The following is a 20399-nucleotide window of genomic DNA, read 5'->3' on the forward strand; positions in this document are numbered from 1 at the left end:
GCGTCCCTCTGGCGCAGCCGGCCCAGCACGCCCGCTACCCAGCCTCCCGATACCCTTGACACATAAGCCGTTCTCGTGGACAAGCAGGCTTCGACGCGCGGGGAGGTCGACGTCGCGCCGCCTGGGGATTGCGCGCGCGCGCTCTGGCCAGGCGGCGCGCGAGGCGCTCGCCGGCGTTCGGACAGGAGAATCGCTGATGGCGGGCGGCCTCGAAGGCGGGCGCGCTCCGCCTGCCCGCGAGGGGGACGACATGGGCTTGAGCTATGAACGACTTTTCCAGATCTCGTCAGGACTCCTCGCCACCGCGGACGCGCGTGGCTACTTCCGTGATCTGAGCTCTTCCTGGGAGCATGCCCTCGGCTGGTCCCTCGACGAGCTCAGGGCCAGGCCCTACATCGAGCTCGTCCACCCCGACGACCGCGAGGCCACGCTCGCCGAGGCCACCGCCCTCTTCCAGGGTCGCGCGAACGGCCGGTTCGACAACCGTTATGTGTGCAAGGACGGCTCGTACCGGTGGCTCGGCTGGACCGCCCGGGTGGACATGGACGAAGCGCCCTCGGAACGGCTCATGGTCGCCACGGCGCTCGACCTGACGAGCGACCGGGAGCGGACCGCGCAGCTCACGCAGGCGGCGGAGCTGACCACGGTCTACGAGAAGCTGTTCCGGGTGTCCGTGGGCCTGCTCGTGACCCTGGACGCAGAGGGGTACTTCCGCCACGCCAACCCGGCCTGGGAGCGCACCCTCGGCTGGTCCCCCTCGGAGATGATCGCGAAGCCGTTCATCGAGTTCGTCCACCCCGACGACCGCGAGGCCACGCTCGCCGAGGCCGCCGCGCTCTTCCAGGGCCACACGACCATCAAGTTCGACAACCGGTACGCGTGCAAGGACGGCTCGTACAGGTGGCTCGCGTGGACCGCTCACCTGGACGCGGCGGAGGAGCCGTCGCGCCGCCTCGTCTATGGCACCGCCCACGACGTCACGCCGTACAGGGACCTGCTCGACAAGCTGGAGCGGACGCTCGCGCGGCTCCGCGACACGATGCAGGCGATGTCGACGCCGCTCATCCCGATCACCGATCGCATCATGGTCATGCCCCTCGTGGGCCAGATGGACTCGGAGCGGATCGATCAGGTGATGTCGGCCGCGCTCGCTGGAGTCCAGTCCACCCAGGCTCAGGCGGTCATCCTCGACGTGACAGGGCTCAAGGAGATCGACACGCGGGTCGCCGCCGGCCTCGTCGACACCGCGAAGGCGCTGCAGCTGCTCGGCGCACGGACGATCCTGACCGGCATCCGGCCAGCGGTGGCGCAGACGCTCGTCGGGCTCTCGCTCGATCTGGCGGGCCTCCTGACCAAGAGCACGCTCCAGAGCGCCATCGCCTTTGCGCTGCAAAGCGACCAGGGCGCGCCACGGGCACTCGCCCAATAAAAGCGTCGGAAACGTGCCGGCGCGCAGCGGCGGAGCGGCCGAGCGCGCGGGGCGGATGCGCGCGCCGGGGGGCCTGGTGTATAAGGCCGCGTGGCGTGTGTTCGTGTCCCCGGAGGTCGCATGTCGCTCGGCCAAGGTTCGGTCGCAGGAGCCTGCTGCGCGGCCATCGCGCTGCTCACCGCCGTGTCGGCCTGCTCGACCAGGGTGCGGAGGTTCGGAGACGACGACGCCGGAGGCGGCGGGAGCGCCTCGGCGTCGAGCGCCGGCGGCTCGGCCGGGAGCGCCGGCGAGGGCGGCTCTGCCTCGAGCGTCGGCGGCGGCTCTGCGTCGAGCGGCGGGAGCGGGTGCGAGCCCGGTCGCCAGGAGGCCTGTTACGGTGGCCTGCCCGCCACGTTGAACCGCGGAGCCTGCCGCGCCGGCGTGAAGATCTGCGACGAGGAAGGGAACGGGTTCGGCCCGTGCACCGGAGAGGTGCTGCCCGCCGCCGAGCGCTGCGACACCGCCGAGGACGAGGACTGCGACGGCGCGAGCAACAAGGGGTGCGCCTACCGCCGGTGCGCGGACGTCCCCCGCGGCCTGCCGAGCGGCGTGTACACCCTCGATCTGGACGGAGCCGGCGGAGATCCCGAGTTCCCCGTGGTGTGCGATCTGGAGACGGACGGAGGAGGGTGGGCGCTCGTCTACAACAGCGTCGGTTCGGCGGAGGGAACGACGCTGTCGTTCTGGGACATCCCGTACGCCGAGCGGCTCGGGACCAAGGGCGAGCCGGCGCTCGAGCGGAACTTCTACAGGGGCTCCCTCTACCTCGTCGGCCGGGAGTACCGCGACGAGATCGCGGATATCAAGGGCACCGTCGCGGAGGTCATGCGGGCGACCGCCGAGGGCATCGACACGACGACCATGAAGCTCCTCCGCCCCCTGCACGTCTCCGGGGACGCCGACGTCTTCTTCTCCCATTTCCTCTCGGGGTGGTCGTCGGGCGATCACGACGGTGACACTGCCCCCGATAACAACTGCGCCATCGCAGCCCTGAACGTCACGCAGCACTACGCGCAGTGCTGGGAATACAACCTCGGCGCGGACGGGGACGCGCCGTTCGACGACGGCGGCTGGGGTCCCCACCTCGGCACGCACATCGCGGATCAGGCCCGGCTCGCGAACGACAATACGCGGTATACCCGGGTGCGGCGAATCTCTCGCTGGACACGGTGGTGAGCCGGGCCCTCAGGCGTAGCACCGCGCGTACCTTCGCGGATTTGGTGACAATTTCCGAGAGGCTCGGGTATGCTGCCCCGGCCATGCGCTTCTATGCACTGACTTTTTTGACGCTCTTCGCGAGCCTCTGCCTGGCGAGCTGCTGGAACAACGGCGGCTGCGTGGAGGGCGACGCGTGCGAGTGCTCCCAGGGTGACGAGTGTTACCTCGGCTGCGACGGTGACGATTGCGACCAGCGCTGCTTCCAGATGAATCGCTGCGGCGCCGTCTGCGAGCACGGGTGCTCGTTCGAGTGCTTCGACGTCGACGAGTGCTCGGCTTCCTGCGGAGACGACTGCGATCTGCGGTGCCATAACACGACGGCGTGCGGGGCCATCTGCGATCGCGACTGCCGGTACGAGTGCCACGACACGAGCCGGTGCGGCGTCAGCGTCGGCTCGGGCAGCGTCGTGACCTGCCGGAACGTGGCGACCTGCGAGGTCGAGTGCCGGGGCTCATGCGAGGTGTTCTGCGACAACGTGGGCGGCGAGTGCCGCGTCACCTGCCCCGGCGGCGAGGCTGCGGTCATGTGCCCGAACGGCTCGCGCTCGTGCGGCGGATGCTGAGGAGACCGAGACCGATGCAGAGAGCGATGACATCGCAGCTTCGCGCGCCGCGCCTCATGGCCGCCGCGCTCTCGTTCGCGGCGCTGACGATCGGGTGGACCGAGGTCGGCGAGGCGCAGATGACGATCAAGCGCCCCGGCGATCGCCCCGATTACAAGGTCGAGCTGGAGCCGCACCTCCTCCTCACGCCGTTCGAGCCGCTCGGCGGCCCCGGCGCCGGGAACGGCCTTGGCGCCGGGATGCGCGTCACCATCGACATCGCGCCCGACGGCTTCATCAAGCGGATCAACGACTCGGTCGGGATCGGCTTTGGCCTTGACGGCATCCACTACGGAGGGGACGGGGACTACCGCGGCGAGTGCACCCGCTTCGAGAACGGGCCCGCGGGCACGCGTGTCTGCACCGAGGTCGACCGGTACGGGGGGCCCTCGGACTACGTGTTCGGCTCGGTCGTGATGCAGTGGAACTTCTGGCTTCACCGGAAGTGGTCGGTCTTCGGCGAGCCGGGGCTGTCGCTGTATCTCGGCGACGTGGGCCGCAACGGGGTCTTCGGGGTCTCACCGGCCCTGTTCGTCGGCGGGCGCTTCCACTTCACGGAGAACGTGACGCTCACGATGCGGCTCGGATACCCGGCGTTCTCGGTGGGCGTCTCGTTCCTCCTGTGAATTTCGCGCGCTCGCGGACGCCCGCGTCGCGCGCCCCCGCGCCCCTCCCGCGCGTAGAGCGCCTCCTCACCGCTTCCCCGCGACGCCGGCCGACCTGATATCCTGCGCCGCATGCCGGAGACGCCGCGATCCGAAGAGACGCTCGGCTCGGCCTTGGTCGAGGACCTCACGGTCCCGAGGCTCGGCGCGCCGGCCGCGCAGCCCATGGAGGAGCTCTCGAGCTCGGCGCTCACCGAGGACATCGAGGCGATCGAGGCGGCGGCTGCCGGGAGCGCGGGCGGCGACCCGCTGATCGGGAGCCTGATCTCGGGGCGCTACCGCGTCCACGAGCTCATCGGGGAGGGCGGGATGGGCGCCGTCTACCGCGGCGAGCAGGTGCACCTCCGCAAGCAGGTCGCGATCAAGCTGCTCCGGCCCCTCGCCCGGCGGATGCCGGAGCTCGTGGTGCGGTTCGAGCGCGAGGCCGTCGCGGGAGCGCACATCCGGCACCCGAACGTCGTCGCCGCCATCGATTTCGGTCAGCTGGACGACGCGTCGTTCTTCCTCGTCCTCGAGTACGTCGAGGGCACGCCGCTCAAGGAGGCGATCTCGGGGGGACGGCTCCCGCCCGCGCGGGCGCTCCGCATCGCGCGTCAGATCGCGTCGGCGCTCGCGGCGGCGCACGAGAAGGGCATCGTCCACCGCGACGTGAAGCCCCAGAACGTCCTGCTCGACGCGCACGATCAGGTCAGGCTCATCGATTTCGGGCTCGCGAAGGTGAACGTCGATCTCCTGTCCAGCCAGAGCCGCAAGACGGCGACGCCGAGCCCCGCCCTGACCAGCGCCGGCGAGGTCTTCGGCACGCTCGCGTACCTCGCGCCGGAGGCGCTGCGCGGGATGGACGCGGTGGACGCGCGCGCGGATCTGTACGCGCTCGGGCTCGTGCTCTACGAGATGCTCACCGGACAGCACCCCTTCGACACGAAGAACGTGGTCGAGCGGCTCAAGCAGCAGGGGCCCGGAGGGCCGCCGGCCCTCCGCGCGCGCGCTCCGGATCTGGAGGTGCCCTACGAGGTCCAGCAGGCCGTGATGCGGCTCATGGAGCACGATCCGTCGTTCCGCTTCCAGACGGCGGCCGACGCCATCGCGGCGCTCGATGAGGGGCTCGCGGCGATCGCTCGCTCGGCGGCGCCGACGGCGCCGGCAGGGGGCGGGATCGCCGCGGCTGGGCAGGCCCCGCCGGGCGGGAGCATCGCGGCGAGCGGGGGCGCCGTGGCGGGAGCAGGCGCGAGCACCGCGGCGGGCCAGGCCATGGCGGGCGGAGCCAACGCGGCGGGCGGGGCCGCCGAGCAGGCTGCGAAGGCGGCGCCCAGGGCTCAGGCGCCGTCTGCCTGGCCGGGGCCCCGGGCGACCTTGCTCGCGCGCGCGCACCGCGGGCCCACGGCCTCGGCGCGCTGGGTGCCCGTCGCGGCGGCGCTCTCGGCCCTGGCGGCGCTCGCGATCGGCGTCGCGCTCTGGCTCGTCGTCCGGCGGCCCACGGCGACCACGGAGGCGCCCGCCATCGCCTCCGTCGAGCCGGCGCCGGCAGCGCCGCCCCCTCCCGCGCCGGCGAGCGCGGCGCCCGAGGACGAGGCCCGCAGCGCCCCGAGCCCGCGCGCGCAGCTCAGCCGGGCGGTGGCGACAAGGAACTGGGTGCTCGGGGCGCGGTCGCTGCTGGCCCTCGCCGAGGCCGATCCGGAGCTCGCCCTGAGCCGGGGCCTGCGCGAAGAGGTGCTCTCCACCGTGGCGGGGATCGGGTTCGAGGAAGACAACCCGGCGGCGGACGAGGTCTTCGACCTGCTCACGAACCGGCTCGGCAGCGGCGGGCTGGACGTGCTGCTCGACCTCGTGCGCGCGCGCGGAGGCACCAAGGCGGCCCGGCGCGCCAGCGAGATCCTGGCCCGGCCCGACGTGATGGCGCGCGCGACCCCCGCGCTCCGCGTCCTCTTCGCGTTCCGCAGGGCCAGCTGCGGCGGCAAGCGGGCGCTCTTCGGCCGCGCCGCGGCCGAGGGGGACGAGCGCATGCTCTTCGAGCTCCAGGTGCTGCACGGCGCGCGGTGCAGGCGGACCGATCCGTGCTGCTTCCGCGACGACAAGGCGATCGCCGACGCGATTCAGCAGCTGAAGACGCGCCTCGGGACGTGACCGGCGCGCGCGGCGCGCCCCCTTTCAGCCGGGCGCCGCCGCGGCGGCGCCGCTCAGAGCAGGCCGCAGCCGTTGTAGAGCGGCAGGAGATCGCTGTCGCGCACCTCGCTCCGGATCGTCTCCGAGTAGCTCGGCCCGAGCAGCGGTCCCAGGAGCGGTCCGAGCAGCGGCAGCGTGTGGCACGTCTGGTTGCCGGTGACGTCCTCCAGGCAGGTCAGGTCGCAGAGCCCCAGGAAGGCGATACCGCACGTCGGCACGTGGCCACAGAGCCGCTCCAGCGAGAGCAGGCTGAGATCGAGCGGGCAGCTCAGCGAGAGCGCCGAGAGCTCCCCCGAGAGATCGGGATCGATGCAGGCATACCCGGCGATGGCCCCAGAAAGGAACGCGTTCCCGTACATCGTGGCGTCGTGGACGACGAACTCCGTGTAGGGCTCCTCGTTCAAAGGGCCATCGAGGGCCGAGTGGCTGCCCTGCGGCAAGAACTCCACATGCTCGCCGGTGCCGTTCAGGTGCTGGAAGATGCAGGCCGAGACCCAGCGCTGCTCGGAGGGGGTGAGCGCACGCTCGGTCCATTCGGGCGCGAACCCGAAGGAGCCGTGGAACGCACGGCCGTCCGGACCGTAGACGACCTGGTCAGAGGACAGCGCGCAGCGCACGGTGTAGTCGAGCACGCTCTTTCCGCCGGAGGTGCCGAGCAGCGCCGTCGGGGCCACGACGTCGTTGGCGCCGGCGAGCGCGCGCTGGCCGAGCGCGCGGAGCGCTGTGCGGTTCTCCGGCGCCCAGAAGTCGCTGGGGAGCAGGCCATTGCATCCGATGGGCACCGCAGTGCTCCGTAATGGCAGCTCCGCCGTCTCGACGGGATCGGCGTCGGACGGGGCGTCGGGGTCGGTGTCCGACGGGGCGGCGCATCCCGCCGTGAACACACCGGCGCCAAGGAGACCAACCGCGATGAAACGGGTCGATGACATTCGGCTCTCCTCCGAGGTGGTCGCGCAGCCAGGCGCAGGGCCAGGACCAGACATCGACCAGCAATATCGATCTTTCTTAAATTGGCAGTCTCCCATCTTCCAGGAAGGCGCGCAATGCTGAAAATCGGTACACGTTGGTTGTGTAAAAGGATTGCGTGAAAGGGTTGTGGGAAAGTACGGACTCGCCTGAGCACGACACGGAACAAACCCTATCGCGACAGGCTCACCTCAGTCCGGCACGGGTGGATGAGCGTCCGGAGCCCGCGATCTCTCCGCCTCGGCCAACCCGCGCTCCAGCTCGATGAAGCGGGACAGCCACAGGGGGCTCTCCCCGCGGTGCTCCCGCGCGCTCGCGAGCGCCTCCTCCGCCTCACGCAGGTGTCCGCGACGGAGCGCCATGCGAGCACGCCAGTAAAGGAACATCAGCGTCTGCTCGGCGATCGACTGTTCTTTCACCAGCCGGATCGCTTCGCCCCACGCGAGAGACGACGGAGGTGCCGGCCGGAGCCCGACCTCGGAGAGCACGAGCTCGAGCAAGCTGAACTCCGTGAGGTCGCCCGGCTCGAGGGCGCAGGATCGCTGGATCCACTGGACGAGCTGGCTGGCCTGCTCGTACTCGTCGAGCGCGAGGTGGATCTGCGCGAGCAGCATCGCCGTCTGGGGCATCGGGCGCTCGGAGGCCTGCTCTTCCAGCCACCGGGCGCGCCGCAGGAGCGCGAGCGCCTCGCGCTGCCTGTCGCTCCAGTGGAGCAGCACGGCGACGTTGTACGACGCCATCTTCTCCAGCCACGGATTGCCGATCTCGCGCGCGAGATCGACGGCGCGGCGCAGGTCGCCGACCGCGCCCGGCAGCGACCACCGCCAGGCCCACAGCGCGATGCGGTTGATGTACGCCCCGCAGAGGTGAAACCGATCGCCGGCCGCCGTGACCAGGGCGATCAGATCCTCGAAGGCGCGCTCGGCCTCGTCGCGGCGACCCGCGCTCGCGAGCTGGAACGACAGCATGATCAGGGCAGGGACGCGCGCGTCGTAGTCTCCCGACGCCGCGGCGCGATCGGCGCACGCGGTGAGCTCCGCGATGGCCTCCTCGGTCCTCCCCCGCCGCCACGAGGTGCGCGCCTCGGCGACCCGGAGGCGCAGCGCGAGCTCGGGAGAGCCCTGCGCGCGCGCGTGCGTGTCGACCAGCGGCCGCGCCTCCTCCACGCGGCGCGCCGAGGCCTCGAACTCGAAGGCCCAGTCGAGCACGGTCGCGTCCTCGAGCAGGAGGCCCGCCCTCGCCCGCGCGTCGCCGAGCGCCTCGGCCAGCGCGAGCGCCTCGCCGAAATCGCTGCGCGCCTCCCGGACGCGGCACATCCGGTACCGGCTCCTGCCGCGGCCCGCGAGCGCGCGCGCGCGCCGGGGCGCGTCGCCCTGCTCGGCGATCTGGAGCGCGGCGTCGTAGCGCCGGTCCGCCTCGACGGCGTCGTGCCGCGCGGACGCGAGATCGCCGAGCGCGAGGTAGGCGTCGGCCGCCTCGGCGCGCTCGCCGCACACGGCCGCGTGGCGCGCGAGCGCGCGGAGGCCCCCGGTCGAGCCGGCCGCCACCTGCGCTCGCCAGTACGCGAGGGCGCTCCGGTGGATCGCGGCGCGGTGCGCCGGGTCGAGCATCTCGTAGACCGCCTCCTGGAGGACCGCGTTCTGGAACGCGTGCCGGTCGTCCACGCCGCCGCCGCCGGGGCCCTCTCCGTCGCGCAGCAGGATCCGCCGCTCGACCAGGGCCGCGAGCCCGAAGCCCGCGTCGACCATCGCTCCGGCGCCGCCCGCGCGATCCAGGCCGTCCAGCACCGCCTCGAGCTCGGCGCGATCGAACGACATGCCGAGCGCCGAGCAGACCCGGGCGCAGGTCGCGAGCTCCGGCGGCAGATCGTCGAGCCTCTGCGCCGCGAGCCATTGCCACGCCGGCGCGGGCGGCAGCGCCTCGACCTCCGCGGTCGCCACGTACGAGCCGCCGCCGGCGCGCCGGCGCACGACGCCCGCCCGCTTGAGCGACCGGACGATCTGCCGCAGGCAATCCGGGTTGCCGCCCGCCCAGTCGGCCAGCCGGCGGAGGATCTCCGCCGGCGGGTACTCGGCCGGCAAGAGCAGGCGCGAGGCGAGATCCATCGCCGCCTCCTCCGCGAGGGGCGCGAGCGTCACGCGGGTGTGGCGCTGGTTGCGCTGACCCCAGCTGGGACGGGCCTGCTCGAAGCGGGGGCGCGCGGTCACGACCACCCAGAGGGGGGTGCCCTCGCCGTCGAGCGTTGCGTACTCGAGCGCGTCGAGCAGCACGTCGTCCGCCTGGTCGGCGTCGTCGAGGATCACGGCGAGGGGGCCGCGGCGCGCCCCGCGGCGGAGCGCCTCGGCGAGCGCCAGCATCAGGCCGTTGCGGGCCTCCCCGGACAGGCGCCCCCCGCGGGGCCCCGCCCAGCCGAGCGCCGCGGCGACGGCCTCCCACGTCGCGCCGCCGAGCGTCTCGCCGAGCCGCTCCACGCAGAACTGCCGCGGGTCTCCGGGGCTCTCCCTCGGCGCGTCGAGCGCGACGCAGAGGAGCGCGCGCACGGCCTGCGCGGCGCCGCCGTGGATGGGGTGGAGCGCGCGCGCGGCCACCACGCGCGCGTCCGGGACCGGCACGCCGGCGATGCTGGCCGCCTCGGCCGCGAGGCGCGTCTTGCCCAGACCGGCGTCGCCGATGAGCGTGAACAGGCCGGGGCACGTCCCGTCGAAGGCGTCGGTCGCGCTGGCCGCGAGCGCCGAGAGCACGTCGTCGCGGCCGAGCAGCGCCGGCTCGCGCAGGCTCTCCGGGTCGCCCGGCGGCGTGGGGGCGAGCTCGTCGTCGGGCAGCGCGCGCTCGAACTCCTCGGTCATCGCGAGCCCGCCCCAGGGCTCGGCCGGCAACCACGCCTCGGGGCGCTCGACCGGCGCGCCGTAGGCGGCGTGCAGCCCGCCGGCGATCCTGCGCAGGCGCACGCTGGCGAGGTGCAGCGCCACGCGCACGCCGCCGCTCAGCGCGAGATCGCGCGCCGCGGCCAGCGCTGCGCGGGCCGGATCGTCGACGTCCCTCGCGGAGAACACGGCGAGGCAGCGCTGCCCTCGCTGCCGCGCGACGAACCCCCGGCGGCCGCCGATCGCCGCGATCACCGGCACGGCGCCGCCCTCCGCGAAGAGCAGCGCGACCGGCTGCCGCCCCTCGGCGACGGCCGCCGCGGCGCCGTCGTCCTGCCGCTGCGATCGCGGCGCGGACGGAGGCGGGATCGAGTCGGCGCGAGGCCGCGCGCGCAAGGCGTGCAGGGTCAGCCGGAGCGCGGCGGCGCTGTCCGGGCGGCGGCTCGGGTCCTTGGCGAGGCAGGCGAGCGTCAGCGCCTCCAGCCCCTCGGGGACGTCCGCGAAATCGCTCGGGCGCGGGGGGCGCAGCGCCAGGTGGCCGTGCTCGACGGCCGTCTCGCCGCCGACGAACGGCGGGCGCAGGGTGAGCAGCTCGAACAGGATCACGCCGAACGCATAGATGTCCGCGCGCGCGTCGATCCGCGCGGCGTCGCCCCGGAGCTGCTCCGGAGCCATGTACTCCGGCGTCCCCACGACGTCGCCGGCGCGCGTCACGCCGGCGGACACCGCCGGCGGCTCGCTGCCTTCGGCGAGCCGCGCCAGACCGAAATCGAGCAGCGCCGCGCGCCCGGTCGAGGCGATGAGGAAGAGGTTCTCCGGCTTGAGATCGCGATGGATGACGCCGCGCGCGTGCGCCGCCTCGATCAGGGCGAGGATCGCGTCCGCGCGCCCGGCGGCGAGCTCCGGATCGAGCGGCGCGCGCAGCGCCGCCAGCTCCTCGGCGAGGGTCTGGCCGAAGAGCCTCTCCATCACGAGATAAGGCCGCCCCCCGGGGAGCTCGCCGCAGGCGACGAGCCGCGGAGCGTGCGGCACGCCGACGCGCTCGAGCAGCGCGGCCTCCCGCCGGAACCGCTCGCGCAGGTTCCACGCCGCGTGCCTCCCTACCTTGATGGCGACAGGCGCTCCATCGCAGTCCTGTTGCGCGCCCCAGACGTCGGAGAAGCCGCCATGTCCGAGCGGACCGAGCGGCGAGAAGCCCTCGATCACGGGCGCCGCGCGCTCCACGGTGTCAGGCTCACCAGGCGGCGGGATAAAGCCATCTCTGACACACGGAGCGCCAGCGGCGAGCCGCCCGTGACATACAGAGCAACGGTGCATGATTCGGGTTGCTTGCCGGCAGCCGGGGTCGCATTCGATACCGGCTTACGCGTACTGTACTGCGCGGGCTCAGCAGTTGTCATTGAGGAAGTAAGCGGCTGTCGCATATCCCATGAAGACCCCTGGCCAGAACGATGAGCCTTTCCCTGCCGCGCCCGCGCCGCCGGCCGACGCCCCCGCGGCGGGCGAGCCGCAGCTCGTCACGTCGCGGACATGGAAACAACACACGCCCGACACGCGCGATCGCGAGGGCGCGGGTCCTGGCGCCCCGCGGGCCGCGGCGCTGCGGGCAGGCGAGTACCTCCTCGACGGCGTCATCGCCGAGGGTGGGTTCGGCGTCGTGCACCGCGCGGTGCACGCGACGAGCAAGGCGCCGGCGGCGGTCAAGATCATGCACGCCGACCTGATCTCGCGCGCCGACGTGGTGCTCCGCTTCCAGCGGGAGGTGGACGCGATCGGGCGGATCCGGCACCCGAACGTCGTGGAGATCCTCGACGTGGGGCGGCTCGACGACGGGCGGCCCTACTACGCGATGGAGCTCCTTCAGGGCAAGAGCCTCGAGCAGCACCTGTTCGCGCGCGGCCGGCTCCCGGCGGACGAGGCGCTCGCGATCCTCGATCCGCTCTGCAGCGCGCTCGCCGCGGTCCACGCGCTCGGGATCATCCACCGCGACGTGAAGCCTTCCAACGTGATCCTGTGCGAGCAGGGCGGGGAGCTCAGGGTGGTGCTGCTCGACTTCGGCATCGCGAAGCTGCTCGGCGCGACGGATCTCTCGCTCACGTCGTCACGGCACATCGTGGGGACTCCGGCGTTCATGTCGCCCGAGCAGCTCCTCAACCGGCCTGTCGACATGCGGACCGACGTCTACGCGCTCGGCGCGCTGCTCTACACGATGATCGCGGGATCCATGCCGTTCCTGGCGACCACGTACCCGGTGCTGCGCCACCTGCACCTGCACCAGGCGCCGCCCCGCCCGAGCCTGCACGCGCCGGTCGACCCGGCGTTCGACGATATCGTCGTGCGGGCCATGAGCAAGGATCCCGCCGGCCGCCACCCGGACGTCGCCGCGTTCCTCGGCGACGTGCGGGCCGCGACGGCGCGGATCGCGCGGACCGGCGCGGTGGAGGCGGGGCACATCCGGCGCCTCGCCATCGGGCTGCTCGTCGAGGTCCTCGCCGAGAGCCGCGCGCTCGAGGCCCCCACCGACGCCTTCCTGGCCGAGTTCGAGGCCGTGGTCCCGGACGCCGTGGCAACGCTCGCGCCCTCGGGGTTCTCGCCGCTCGCGATCACGAGCACCAGCGCGCTGCTCGCGGCGCCCTTTCAGCGCGGCGAGCACGGCACCGAGGAGGCGCGCCACCGCGCGATCGCGGCCGCCGTCGCGCTGCACACGCGGCTCGCCGGGCCGGGCCAGCGCGATCCCAGGATCAGCGTCCGCTTCTGCCTCCACGCCGGCGACGTGGTGCTCACCGAGGACGGCGTCCTGGTGGGCGGGAACCTCCTCGAGCTCTCCTCGTGCCTCCCGGAGGCGGCGGAGCCGGGGGTGTACGCGTCGCCGGCGATGCTCGACGGCGTCGCCTTTTTGTCCCACCGGGTCTCGGGGGCCGCCGGCGCCACGATCCCGATGCGCCGCGTGTTCGTGCGGCCGCCGGGCCGCGCCGCGGCGCCCGCGTAGCGCCCCGGCGCTCGCGATCGCCGCGAGCGCCGGGCGCAGGATGGGTCAGCGGGCGGGCTTGACGAACTTGAGGGTCATGCGGTCGCTCTCGCCGATCGCGGCGTAGCGCGCGCGGTCCTTGTCGCCGAGCCGGAAGTTCGGCGGCAAGGTCCAGACCCCTTCCGGGTAGTCTTTCGTGTCCTTCGGATTCGCGTTGACCTCGGACTTGCCGCCGAGCTTGAAGCCCGCCGACTCGACCTTCTGGATCACCCACGCTTCCGGGAGGTATCCCTGCTTCGCGCTCTCATCGGGGTTGGCGTCGGGCTTCGCCCGGTGCGCCACGAGGCCGAAGACGCCGCCCGGCTTGAGCGCCTTGAACGCCTCGGCGACGTAGGCGTCGAACTTGCCGTTCCGGTGCCAGCCGTGCGCCTCGCGAATGGCGATGACGAGGTCGGCCTTGCCCTCGATCCCGAGCTTCGGGTTGTCGCGATCGATCACGACGACATCGACCTTGCCGAACAGCTCGGGCGACTTCTCGATCATGTGCTTCACGCGCTTGCCATAGAGCGTGTTGCGCGAGTCCGCGGGGCCGTTCGGATCGAACGCCGTGATGATGAGCTTGCCCTTCTTCGCGAGCACCGGCGCGAGCAGCTCGGTGTACCAGCCCTCGCCGGCCCCGAGCTCGATGACCGTGCTCGTCTGCTTGAGGCCGAAGAACTCCAGGTTCTCGACCGGGTGCCGGGCGGCGTCGCGCTCGGCGTTGCCCGGGGCGCGGTGCTTCCCCTTGAGCGCCGCCCGCAGCGCGGCGCCCGCGCTCGGGTAATTGGCCGCGATGAGCGCCTTGACCTCGGCCTTGAGCGCGTCGTCGAACCGCGCCGCCTCCGTCGCGGCCTTGGCCTCCATGGCCTTCGTGTCCTCGGCGAGCTTGGCGAGCTCCGCCTGCTTCTTCTCGGCTTCCGGGTCCGCCTTGGGCGGCGTCGCCGCCTCGGGCTGCGCGGCCGGCGCGGCGGCCGGCGGCGCCGGCGCGGGGGCCGGCGGCGGGGGCGGCGGGGCGCTCTCGACGGGCGGCGGGCTCCCCGCGCAGGCGGAGAGCGCGCCAGCGAGGACGAACAGCAAGGTCCTTGAAGTGATGTGCATGCGCTGCTGCGTAGACCGGAGGGAGGACGGGCGCAAGACGTGGGCAGACGTGGCAAGACGAGGCAAGACGAGGCAAAACGAGGCAAGACACCGCGAAACCACAGGGAAAACCGGCGAGGTTCCGCGTTGACCGGGCGGCGGGGCCAGGGTAGCGTACGCGGTCCCGGGGGGTGCTCGCACACTCACGCAGGTGGCCGATGCCGCTCAAGGTTCATAACACGCTCACGAGGAAGAAGGAGCCTTTCGTCTCCGCCAGGCCGAAGGTCGTGCGCATCTACACGTGCGGTCTCACGGTCTACGCCCCGATGCACATCGGCCATGCGCGCACCTACTGCTTCTGGGACGTCTTCCGCCGCTACCTCGAGTACCGCGGCTATCATGTGCTGAGCATCATCAACTACACGGACATCGACGATCGCATCATGCAGCGCGCGAGCGAGCGCGAGGGCGCCGTCGACGTCGCCGAGCGGAACATCGCGGCGTTCCGGCGCGACTGCCGCAAGCTCCACATCAAGGACTACGCCGTCTACACGCGCGCCACTGACTTCGTCGACGAGCAGGTCGACATGGCGAAGCGCCTGATCGAGAAGGGCCACGCCTACACGGTGAACGGCGAGGTCTTCTACGAGGTCGGCACGTGGGCGTCCTACGGTGAGCTCTCGGGGCGCAAGGTCGACGAGCAGGAGGTCGGGGCGAGCGGCCGCGTCGAGGAGGACTTCGCCCGGAAGAGGCACCCGGCGGACTTCAGCCTCTGGAAGCCGACCGGCGCTGGCCAGCCGAGCTGGCGCACCGGCGAGGAGGGGTGGCCGGCCGGGCGCCCCGGCTGGCACATCGAGTGCTCGGCGATGAGCACGGCGCTCCTGGGCGACCATTTCGACGTCCACGGGGGCGGCATCGACAACATGTTCCCTCACCACGAGAACGAGATCGCGCAGAGCGAGCCGCTCTGCGGGCGGCCCTGGGTGCGCTACTGGCTGCACCCGGAGCACCTCGATCTCAAGGACATGAAGATGTCGAAGAGCCTCGGGAACGTCATCTCCATCGAGGAGCTCCTGTCGAGGCACGGGCACGACGAGGCGCGGTGGTTCTTCGTGACGCAGCATTACCGTTGCAAGCTCCCGTTCGGCTGGGAGCTCCTGCAGCAGTCCGCTCAGGGCTATGCGCGCATCAAGAAGCTCGCGACGGTCCTCGCCGAGAAGCTGAGCGGCGCGCCGGAGGCGCCCCTCGCCCCGGGCGCGTACGCATCGCAGCGACCCGAGGAAGAGCGATTCCCGAGGATGCGCCACCACTACGTTCACGGCCAGTTCGGTGAGCTCACCGAGCGGTTCATCGCGCGCTTCATCGAGGCGATGGACGACGATCTGAACACGCCGAACGCCGTGGCTGCATTTTTCGATTACGTGAGCGCGCTCTATTCGGCGGGGATCGAGCAGTGTGAGGACCGCCCCTCGATGCTCGCGGTCTACCGGGCGATCGTGCGTCACCTCGCGGTCTTCGGGGTGGAGATCGCCGAGCCGGCGCTCTATCCGGAGCTCGTCCCGGACTATGCGCTCGCCCCTGCCGAGGGCGCTGCTGGGCGCGGGGGTGACGCCGCGATCGACCGGCTGATCGCGATGCGCCAGGAGGCCCGGAAGGCGAAGGACTTCGCCAAGGCGGACGCCATCCGCAACCTGCTGACCGAGGCAGGTGTCGTGCTCGAAGACACCCCCCGCGGACCCCGCTGGTCTTCCTCCTGAGAAGCTCTCCCGCTTCGGATACGGGCCCATCTCGACGTTTTCGGTGCTCGGCGTACCGGAGTACGCCTCCGCGCCGAAAACGTCGATCTGGGCCCGTCTCCTGTGCGGGAGAGCTCCGCTAACGGGTGTATCAGAGGTCGGAGAAAGAGCGGAGAGGATCGCGCGGCGGAAACTTGCCGGGGCTGGGAGCGGCGCGGGCTGGAGACGGGTGCAGCCCGGGATTCGGTCACGGACACCGCCGCGGCGCCAAAGGACGGCGCGCTCCTGCCATCACGAGACGGGATGTCCGCGGCCCGTCTCGTTCTAGTCCGCGGCCCGCCTCCTTATAGGTCACGGCTACCTCCTTATAGAGAGATGTCGGCATCGCGCGACGGCGGCGCGGCGCGATGCATTGGGGCGGCTGCGCGATGCGCGGAGGAGGCGGCGCGGCGCGGCATATAGAAGCGGCGCAATGGATGACCGCGAGACGGCCGGGCTGCGGTCGGGACGACGTGCGACGGGCGTGCGGCAGCGAGAAGGAACCTTGTTGTCCCCCTTTGCCGCTCGCCACGGCGCACCCTTCGGACGCGTCGGAAGCGTGCTTGTTTGATCTCGAGCACCCGCCTGGGGTCGCAAAATGGGTGTGCCAGATGTGCCAGTGTCGGAGCCCGCCGACACGCCCAGGCACGCTGGGTGCGACGCAACAAGGCGAAAATCACGATCTGGGGCCGGGCATATCAATTGCCAATCGGGTGCTCCGCACCAGCGCCCAAACCCGGACAGCCCGGTCGGGTCAGACAGACGCCTGTTCGCGTCGCCGGCCGCAGCTCGAGCTGCGGCCGGACGGCGCTCGTGCAGTCAACTCTTACCCAACGAGAACGCAGATGCGGAACCTCTCCTTCGGCTTCGCCCATCCTCTCTCAATCAAAACCAGCTCGGCCGCGATCCTCGCCCTGCTCGCCTCGGGTGCCGCGTGCGGAAGCTATGACGTCGATGAAGGTTCACTCAACGATGCAGAACTAGCCCTCGAGGCGGCGGCCAGCGGGCCGGGCGCCGTCAGCGGCGCCGTCTCCGGCGTCGGCGCGACCGGGACCGGCGGCTTCGGCAGCAGCTCGGTCGCCACCTCCACCACCGGCGTCGGCGGCGACCCCGCCACCACCGGCGTCGGCAGCAGCGTCGTCGCCAGCTCCACCGGCGTCGGCACCGGCGGCTTCGGCAGCAGCTCGGTCACCACCACCGGCGTCGGCGGCGGCGCCGGCGTCGGCGGCGGCGACCCCGCCACCACCGGCGTCGGCGGCGGCGACCCCGGCGAGCCGCCCCCGGGGGGGCCGCCGGCCGTCGGCTTCTGGCAGCTCGACGACTGCAACGCCGCGACGACGGCGCTGTTCGATTCGTCGGGCAACGGCAACACGGCCACCCGCTCGGCCAACGCGGCGTGCGCTCAAGGGATCAGCGGCCTCGGCGTCGCCTTCAACAAGGACAACGACAAGATCCTTGTCGACGACGACGCCAGCTTCACGTTCGGACAGAACCTCGCCGTCGCCGCGTGGGTCAAGCCGACCGCGGTGTCGGGGTCGACGCCGCGGACCATCGTGCAGGAGAAGGGCGGCGGAGAGACGAGCTTCTCGCTCGACATCCGGAACAGCCAGGCGCGGTTCACCGTGACCTTGACCAACGGGCGGACGGTCACCTCCCGCGCCCCCATCCAGGCCAACGTGTGGACCCACGTCGCGGGGATCTACGACGGCACATTCGTGCGGCTCTTCCTGAACGGCCAGCAGGTCGGTCAGATCAGCGCGGCAGGCACGCTCCACGACATCGACGCGCCCATCCGCATCGGCAACAACGTGCAGAAGGAGCGCTTCACCGGCGTGCTCGACGAGGTCTGGCTCTCCGCCTCACCGACGACCGCCTTCGAGATCGCCCAGCTCTCCTGCCTCAGGCGCCCCGCGACGGCCGTCGTCACGCCGGAGAGCAGCGGCCAGGTCGCCCCGAACACGCCGGTGGCGTACCAGATCGCCGTCACCAACAACGATGTCGGCTCGTGCGCGGGCCGCGACTACTTCCTCGACATCTTCAGCCCCTCGGGGGGCATCGACGTCTCCGCCAATCCCTCCTTCTTCCCCGGCGTCCTGCCCGGGAGCACGGCGACGTTCCCCGTCACCGTCACCGGCACCGAGGACGCGGATCCAGGCGCCCACGTGATCCCCTTCTCCGTGATCGACTTCAACTCGTCCGAGTTCATCGTCGCCTCCGGGGCCCTCGACTTCGAGCTGACCGAGCCGACGGGGTGCTTCGTCCGGACGAGCCGGGAGATCTTCGTGAAAGACCTCAGCGTGGTCGAGGATCCCGTCCGCACGACGTTCAATGGACCGCCGGGCGACCCCCGCACCGGCGCATGGACGTTCGCGCGCCTGATGGAGGACATGGCGCCCACGCCCGCCGACGCGCCGGCCATGGTCGAGGAGCTCTTCAGCACCTGGCTGACCGATCAGACCGTGAACGGCTTCACCGTGCCGGCGCGCACGGCGATTCAGCAGGTCGTGCTCGACGAGTGGCCGAGGAGCCCTGACGGGTCGCTCGACCTGCAGCAGGCGCCGCTCTTGCTGCTCGGCATCGTCAACAGGATCGACGTGCGCAACCTCGCCGAAGGCAACGCCGGCGAAGGGAGGTTCGTGTTCGGCGTCGTCAGCCAGGGCTTCCCGCAGCAGTTCACCGTGATCCTGGAGTACAAGCTCCCCGCGTCGACCGAGGCCGACGTGCTCGACTGGGCGAACGACTGGCACGCCCTCGGCAGCCTGCCCTTCCCCTCCGAGGCGTACAACGCCGCGCTCCAGGACATCACCACGCGGTTCGCAGGCCGGAACGCCGCGCCCGGCAAGCCGAACGGGAGCTCGCTCGGGCAGCTCCGCACGAACGAGATCGCGCTCGCGGGGCCGTGGGAGCTGCGCGAGTTCGTCCTCTCGCCCGACACGGGTTTCCTGCGGCCGGAGACCGTCAAGCTGACGCCGGATCTCGGCTTCGACGGATCGCCCACGCTCGCCGACTTCGTGAACCAGAACGAGGCCTCGATCATCGCGGAGCAGCACACGGTGCCCGACACGTTCCAGGGGAACCCGTTCCTCGGCGGCTCGTCGTTCAACAACCTCACGGCCTGGACCGCTCCTGGCATCCTCAACAACGAGGCGCGGCACAAGTTCTCGCTCAACACCTGCAATGGGTGCCACGGCGCGGCGGAGACCGGGACGGGGTTCCTGCACGTGAACCCGAGGTCGCCCGGGAACGAGGCGTCGCTGTCGGGCTTCATGACGGGGATCACCGTCGGTGACCCGGTGAGCGGCGAGCCGCGCACCTTGAACGATCTGAGGCGCCGGAACCAGGATCTGACGGCGCTGGTCTGCGAGCCTGCCCCGACCTTCGCGGCGCTCAGGGCCGCGCCGAGCGGCGGCGCGGCGGCCGGCGCGGCCGCGAGCCGCTCGGCGTTCATCCGCCGCGGCATCGGGCGCGTCCACTGATCCGGTAGCGCCCCGGCGCGAGGGGCGGCGGGCGCGGCCGGCGAGCCGCGCCCGCCCGGCCTCCCGAGCAGGACCCGAGGGGGACGCCCCGTTTCTTCAGCTATCGAGGCCCGCGCAGGAGATCCGCGTCCCGGCCGGGAGCTCGAGCCCGAATCGCTCTCTCAGGACGTCGAGGAGCGCGTCGTCGCGCACCGAGACGCGCTCGACGCCGTCCACCCGCCAGAACCCCAGCTCGCGGTTGCGCAGCGTCACCCGGCCTTCCGGCGACGGGAGCGCCACGATGAGGTTGTTCACGAACAGCGAGCTCGGGTGCGTGGACGTGTAATGGTTCGCCACCTCGTAGTCGATCGGGAGGTGCTCCTCGAGCGTGAACGCATAGACGTCCTGCCACGCCTCGCCCGCCCTGGAGGCGAGCACCCATGACGAGCCCTCCCGGCGCAGGCCGATCACGTCGAGCACCCGCGCGTGGCCCTCACCCTCGACGAGCGGGAGCGGCTGCAAGAGCCCCGGACCGCCGAAGCCGACGTCCGCGATGAAAGGGCCCTCGGGCAGCTCGACAAGCGACAGCATGTGAGATCGAGGGCCCGTGTCGCTGCGCTGGAACCGCACCCGCGCGATGAGCGTCGTGAGCTTGAATCCGAGCCGGCGCAGCACCGCGGCGAACAGCGTGTTGTGCTCGAAGCAATAGCCGCCGCGGCGCGCCCTGACGAGCTTCGCCTGGACGCTGGCCAGGTCGAGGCGGATCGGTCGGCCGAGCAGGACGTCGAGGTTCTCGAAAGGGATGGAGTAGACGTGCGCTGCGTGAAGCGCGTCGAGGACCTCCCGCGTGGCGGCGAGCGCGCCGCGGTAGCCGATGCGGGCGAGATAAGCGTCGAGGTCGAGCGATGCGCTGTCCTGTGTCGAAGGTTGCATTGGATCGGTGCAGCGAGGATACGCGGCCCCTCGCTTGACCGTCAACGCACAGGTCAGCACATTGACGGCGGTGGAGCAGGACCATCGAACCCATGCAGGCTGCGCTGGGCCGCTCCGTGGCTTCGCTGCGGAGAGCGCTCGATGGCTCTCTGCGCAAGGTCGGTCCGTGGAGCGCCGGGATGATCACAACCCCGAGCGGCGGCGGA

The 20399-nt window shown here is 71.8% G+C and carries 12 protein-coding genes; 8 read left to right on the plus strand and 4 right to left on the minus strand.

Annotated features, from left to right (window positions below):
• The first annotated feature begins 250 nt into the window (after positions 1 to 250).
• From WME95_RS29490 to WME95_RS29510, 5 genes are all read left to right on the plus strand, one after another.
• Positions 251 to 1429, plus strand: coding sequence for a PAS domain-containing protein (locus tag WME95_RS29490; RefSeq protein ID WP_437902681.1), 1179 nt, complete (start codon positions 251 to 253; stop codon positions 1427 to 1429).
• A gap of 120 nt (positions 1430 to 1549) precedes the next feature.
• Positions 1550 to 2644, plus strand: coding sequence for a fibrinogen-like YCDxxxxGGGW domain-containing protein (locus tag WME95_RS29495; RefSeq protein WP_437902682.1), 1095 nt, complete (start codon positions 1550 to 1552; stop codon positions 2642 to 2644).
• Between the two features lie 83 nt (positions 2645 to 2727).
• The gene (locus WME95_RS29500) at positions 2728 to 3249 is read left to right on the plus strand and encodes a hypothetical protein (protein WP_437542095.1); all 522 of its coding nucleotides are present in this window, start codon (positions 2728 to 2730) and stop codon (positions 3247 to 3249) included.
• Positions 3250 to 3275: 26 nt separating this feature from the next.
• Positions 3276 to 3914 carry a hypothetical protein gene (locus tag WME95_RS29505; RefSeq protein WP_437542096.1) on the plus strand — a complete coding sequence of 213 codons (639 nt, stop codon included), beginning with the start codon at positions 3276 to 3278 and terminating at the stop codon, positions 3912 to 3914.
• Positions 3915 to 4025: 111 nt separating this feature from the next.
• Complete coding sequence (locus WME95_RS29510) at positions 4026 to 6077, plus strand: protein kinase domain-containing protein (protein ID WP_437902683.1); 2052 nt, start codon at positions 4026 to 4028, stop codon at positions 6075 to 6077.
• Between the two features lie 53 nt (positions 6078 to 6130).
• Here WME95_RS29510 and WME95_RS29515 read toward each other — a convergent pair whose 3' ends face one another.
• Both WME95_RS29515 and WME95_RS29520 read right to left on the minus strand, forming a co-directional pair.
• Entirely contained in the window at positions 6131 to 7045 is a 915-nt protein-coding gene (locus WME95_RS29515) for a hypothetical protein (RefSeq protein ID WP_437902684.1), read from the minus strand.
• A gap of 228 nt (positions 7046 to 7273) precedes the next feature.
• Positions 7274 to 11170: a protein kinase domain-containing protein gene (locus tag WME95_RS29520; protein ID WP_437902685.1), complete on the minus strand. Its 3897-nt coding sequence runs from the start codon at positions 11168 to 11170 to the stop codon at positions 7274 to 7276.
• A 205-nt stretch (positions 11171 to 11375) separates the two neighbouring features.
• Here WME95_RS29520 and WME95_RS29525 point away from each other — a divergent pair, with 205 nt between their 5' ends.
• The gene (locus WME95_RS29525) at positions 11376 to 12935 is read left to right on the plus strand and encodes a serine/threonine-protein kinase (protein WP_437902686.1); all 1560 of its coding nucleotides are present in this window, start codon (positions 11376 to 11378) and stop codon (positions 12933 to 12935) included.
• 45 nt (positions 12936 to 12980) lie between these two features.
• On the opposite strand, the gene WME95_RS29530 is transcribed toward WME95_RS29525, so the two are convergent.
• The gene (locus tag WME95_RS29530; RefSeq protein ID WP_437542110.1) at positions 12981 to 14051 is read right to left on the minus strand and encodes a class I SAM-dependent methyltransferase; all 1071 of its coding nucleotides are present in this window, start codon (positions 14049 to 14051) and stop codon (positions 12981 to 12983) included.
• A 197-nt stretch (positions 14052 to 14248) separates the two neighbouring features.
• Between WME95_RS29530 and cysS the strand changes: the two genes are divergently transcribed.
• Positions 14249 to 15787, plus strand: a complete 1539-nt coding sequence (gene cysS, locus WME95_RS29535) for a cysteine--tRNA ligase (RefSeq protein WP_437902687.1) — start codon at positions 14249 to 14251, stop codon at positions 15785 to 15787.
• Positions 15788 to 16650: 863 nt separating this feature from the next.
• Positions 16651 to 19281: a LamG-like jellyroll fold domain-containing protein gene (locus WME95_RS29540; protein ID WP_437902688.1), complete on the plus strand. Its 2631-nt coding sequence runs from the start codon at positions 16651 to 16653 to the stop codon at positions 19279 to 19281.
• 96 nt (positions 19282 to 19377) lie between these two features.
• Here the strand turns inward: WME95_RS29540 and WME95_RS29545 are convergent, their stop codons facing one another.
• The gene (locus WME95_RS29545; RefSeq protein ID WP_437902689.1) at positions 19378 to 20193 is read right to left on the minus strand and encodes an arylamine N-acetyltransferase family protein; all 816 of its coding nucleotides are present in this window, start codon (positions 20191 to 20193) and stop codon (positions 19378 to 19380) included.
• Positions 20194 to 20399: the final 206 nt, after the last annotated feature.

The sequence above is a fragment of the Sorangium sp. So ce327 genome, from assembly GCF_051530205.1.
Lineage (GTDB): Bacteria > Myxococcota_A > Polyangia > Polyangiales > Polyangiaceae > Sorangium > Sorangium cellulosum_B.

Bases quoted from the DNA above. Each gene is read 5' to 3' on its own strand.
- WME95_RS29490 (WP_437902681.1), top strand. From the start codon at position 251: ATGGGCTTGAGCTATGAACGACTTTTCCAGATCTCGTCAGGACTCCTC.
- WME95_RS29510 (WP_437902683.1), top strand. From the start codon at position 4,026: ATGCCGGAGACGCCGCGATCCGAAGAGACGCTCGGCTCGGCCTTGGTC.
- WME95_RS29505 (WP_437542096.1), top strand. From the start codon at position 3,276: ATGACATCGCAGCTTCGCGCGCCGCGCCTCATGGCCGCCGCGCTCTCG.
- WME95_RS29530 (WP_437542110.1), bottom strand. From the start codon at position 14,051: ATGCACATCACTTCAAGGACCTTGCTGTTCGTCCTCGCTGGCGCGCTC.
- WME95_RS29525 (WP_437902686.1), top strand. From the start codon at position 11,376: ATGAAGACCCCTGGCCAGAACGATGAGCCTTTCCCTGCCGCGCCCGCG.
- WME95_RS29515 (WP_437902684.1), bottom strand. From the start codon at position 7,045: ATGTCATCGACCCGTTTCATCGCGGTTGGTCTCCTTGGCGCCGGTGTG.
- WME95_RS29540 (WP_437902688.1), top strand. From the start codon at position 16,651: ATGCGGAACCTCTCCTTCGGCTTCGCCCATCCTCTCTCAATCAAAACC.
- WME95_RS29495 (WP_437902682.1), top strand. From the start codon at position 1,550: ATGTCGCTCGGCCAAGGTTCGGTCGCAGGAGCCTGCTGCGCGGCCATC.
- cysS (WP_437902687.1), top strand. From the start codon at position 14,249: ATGCCGCTCAAGGTTCATAACACGCTCACGAGGAAGAAGGAGCCTTTC.
- WME95_RS29500 (WP_437542095.1), top strand. From the start codon at position 2,728: ATGCGCTTCTATGCACTGACTTTTTTGACGCTCTTCGCGAGCCTCTGC.
- WME95_RS29545 (WP_437902689.1), bottom strand. From the start codon at position 20,193: ATGCAACCTTCGACACAGGACAGCGCATCGCTCGACCTCGACGCTTAT.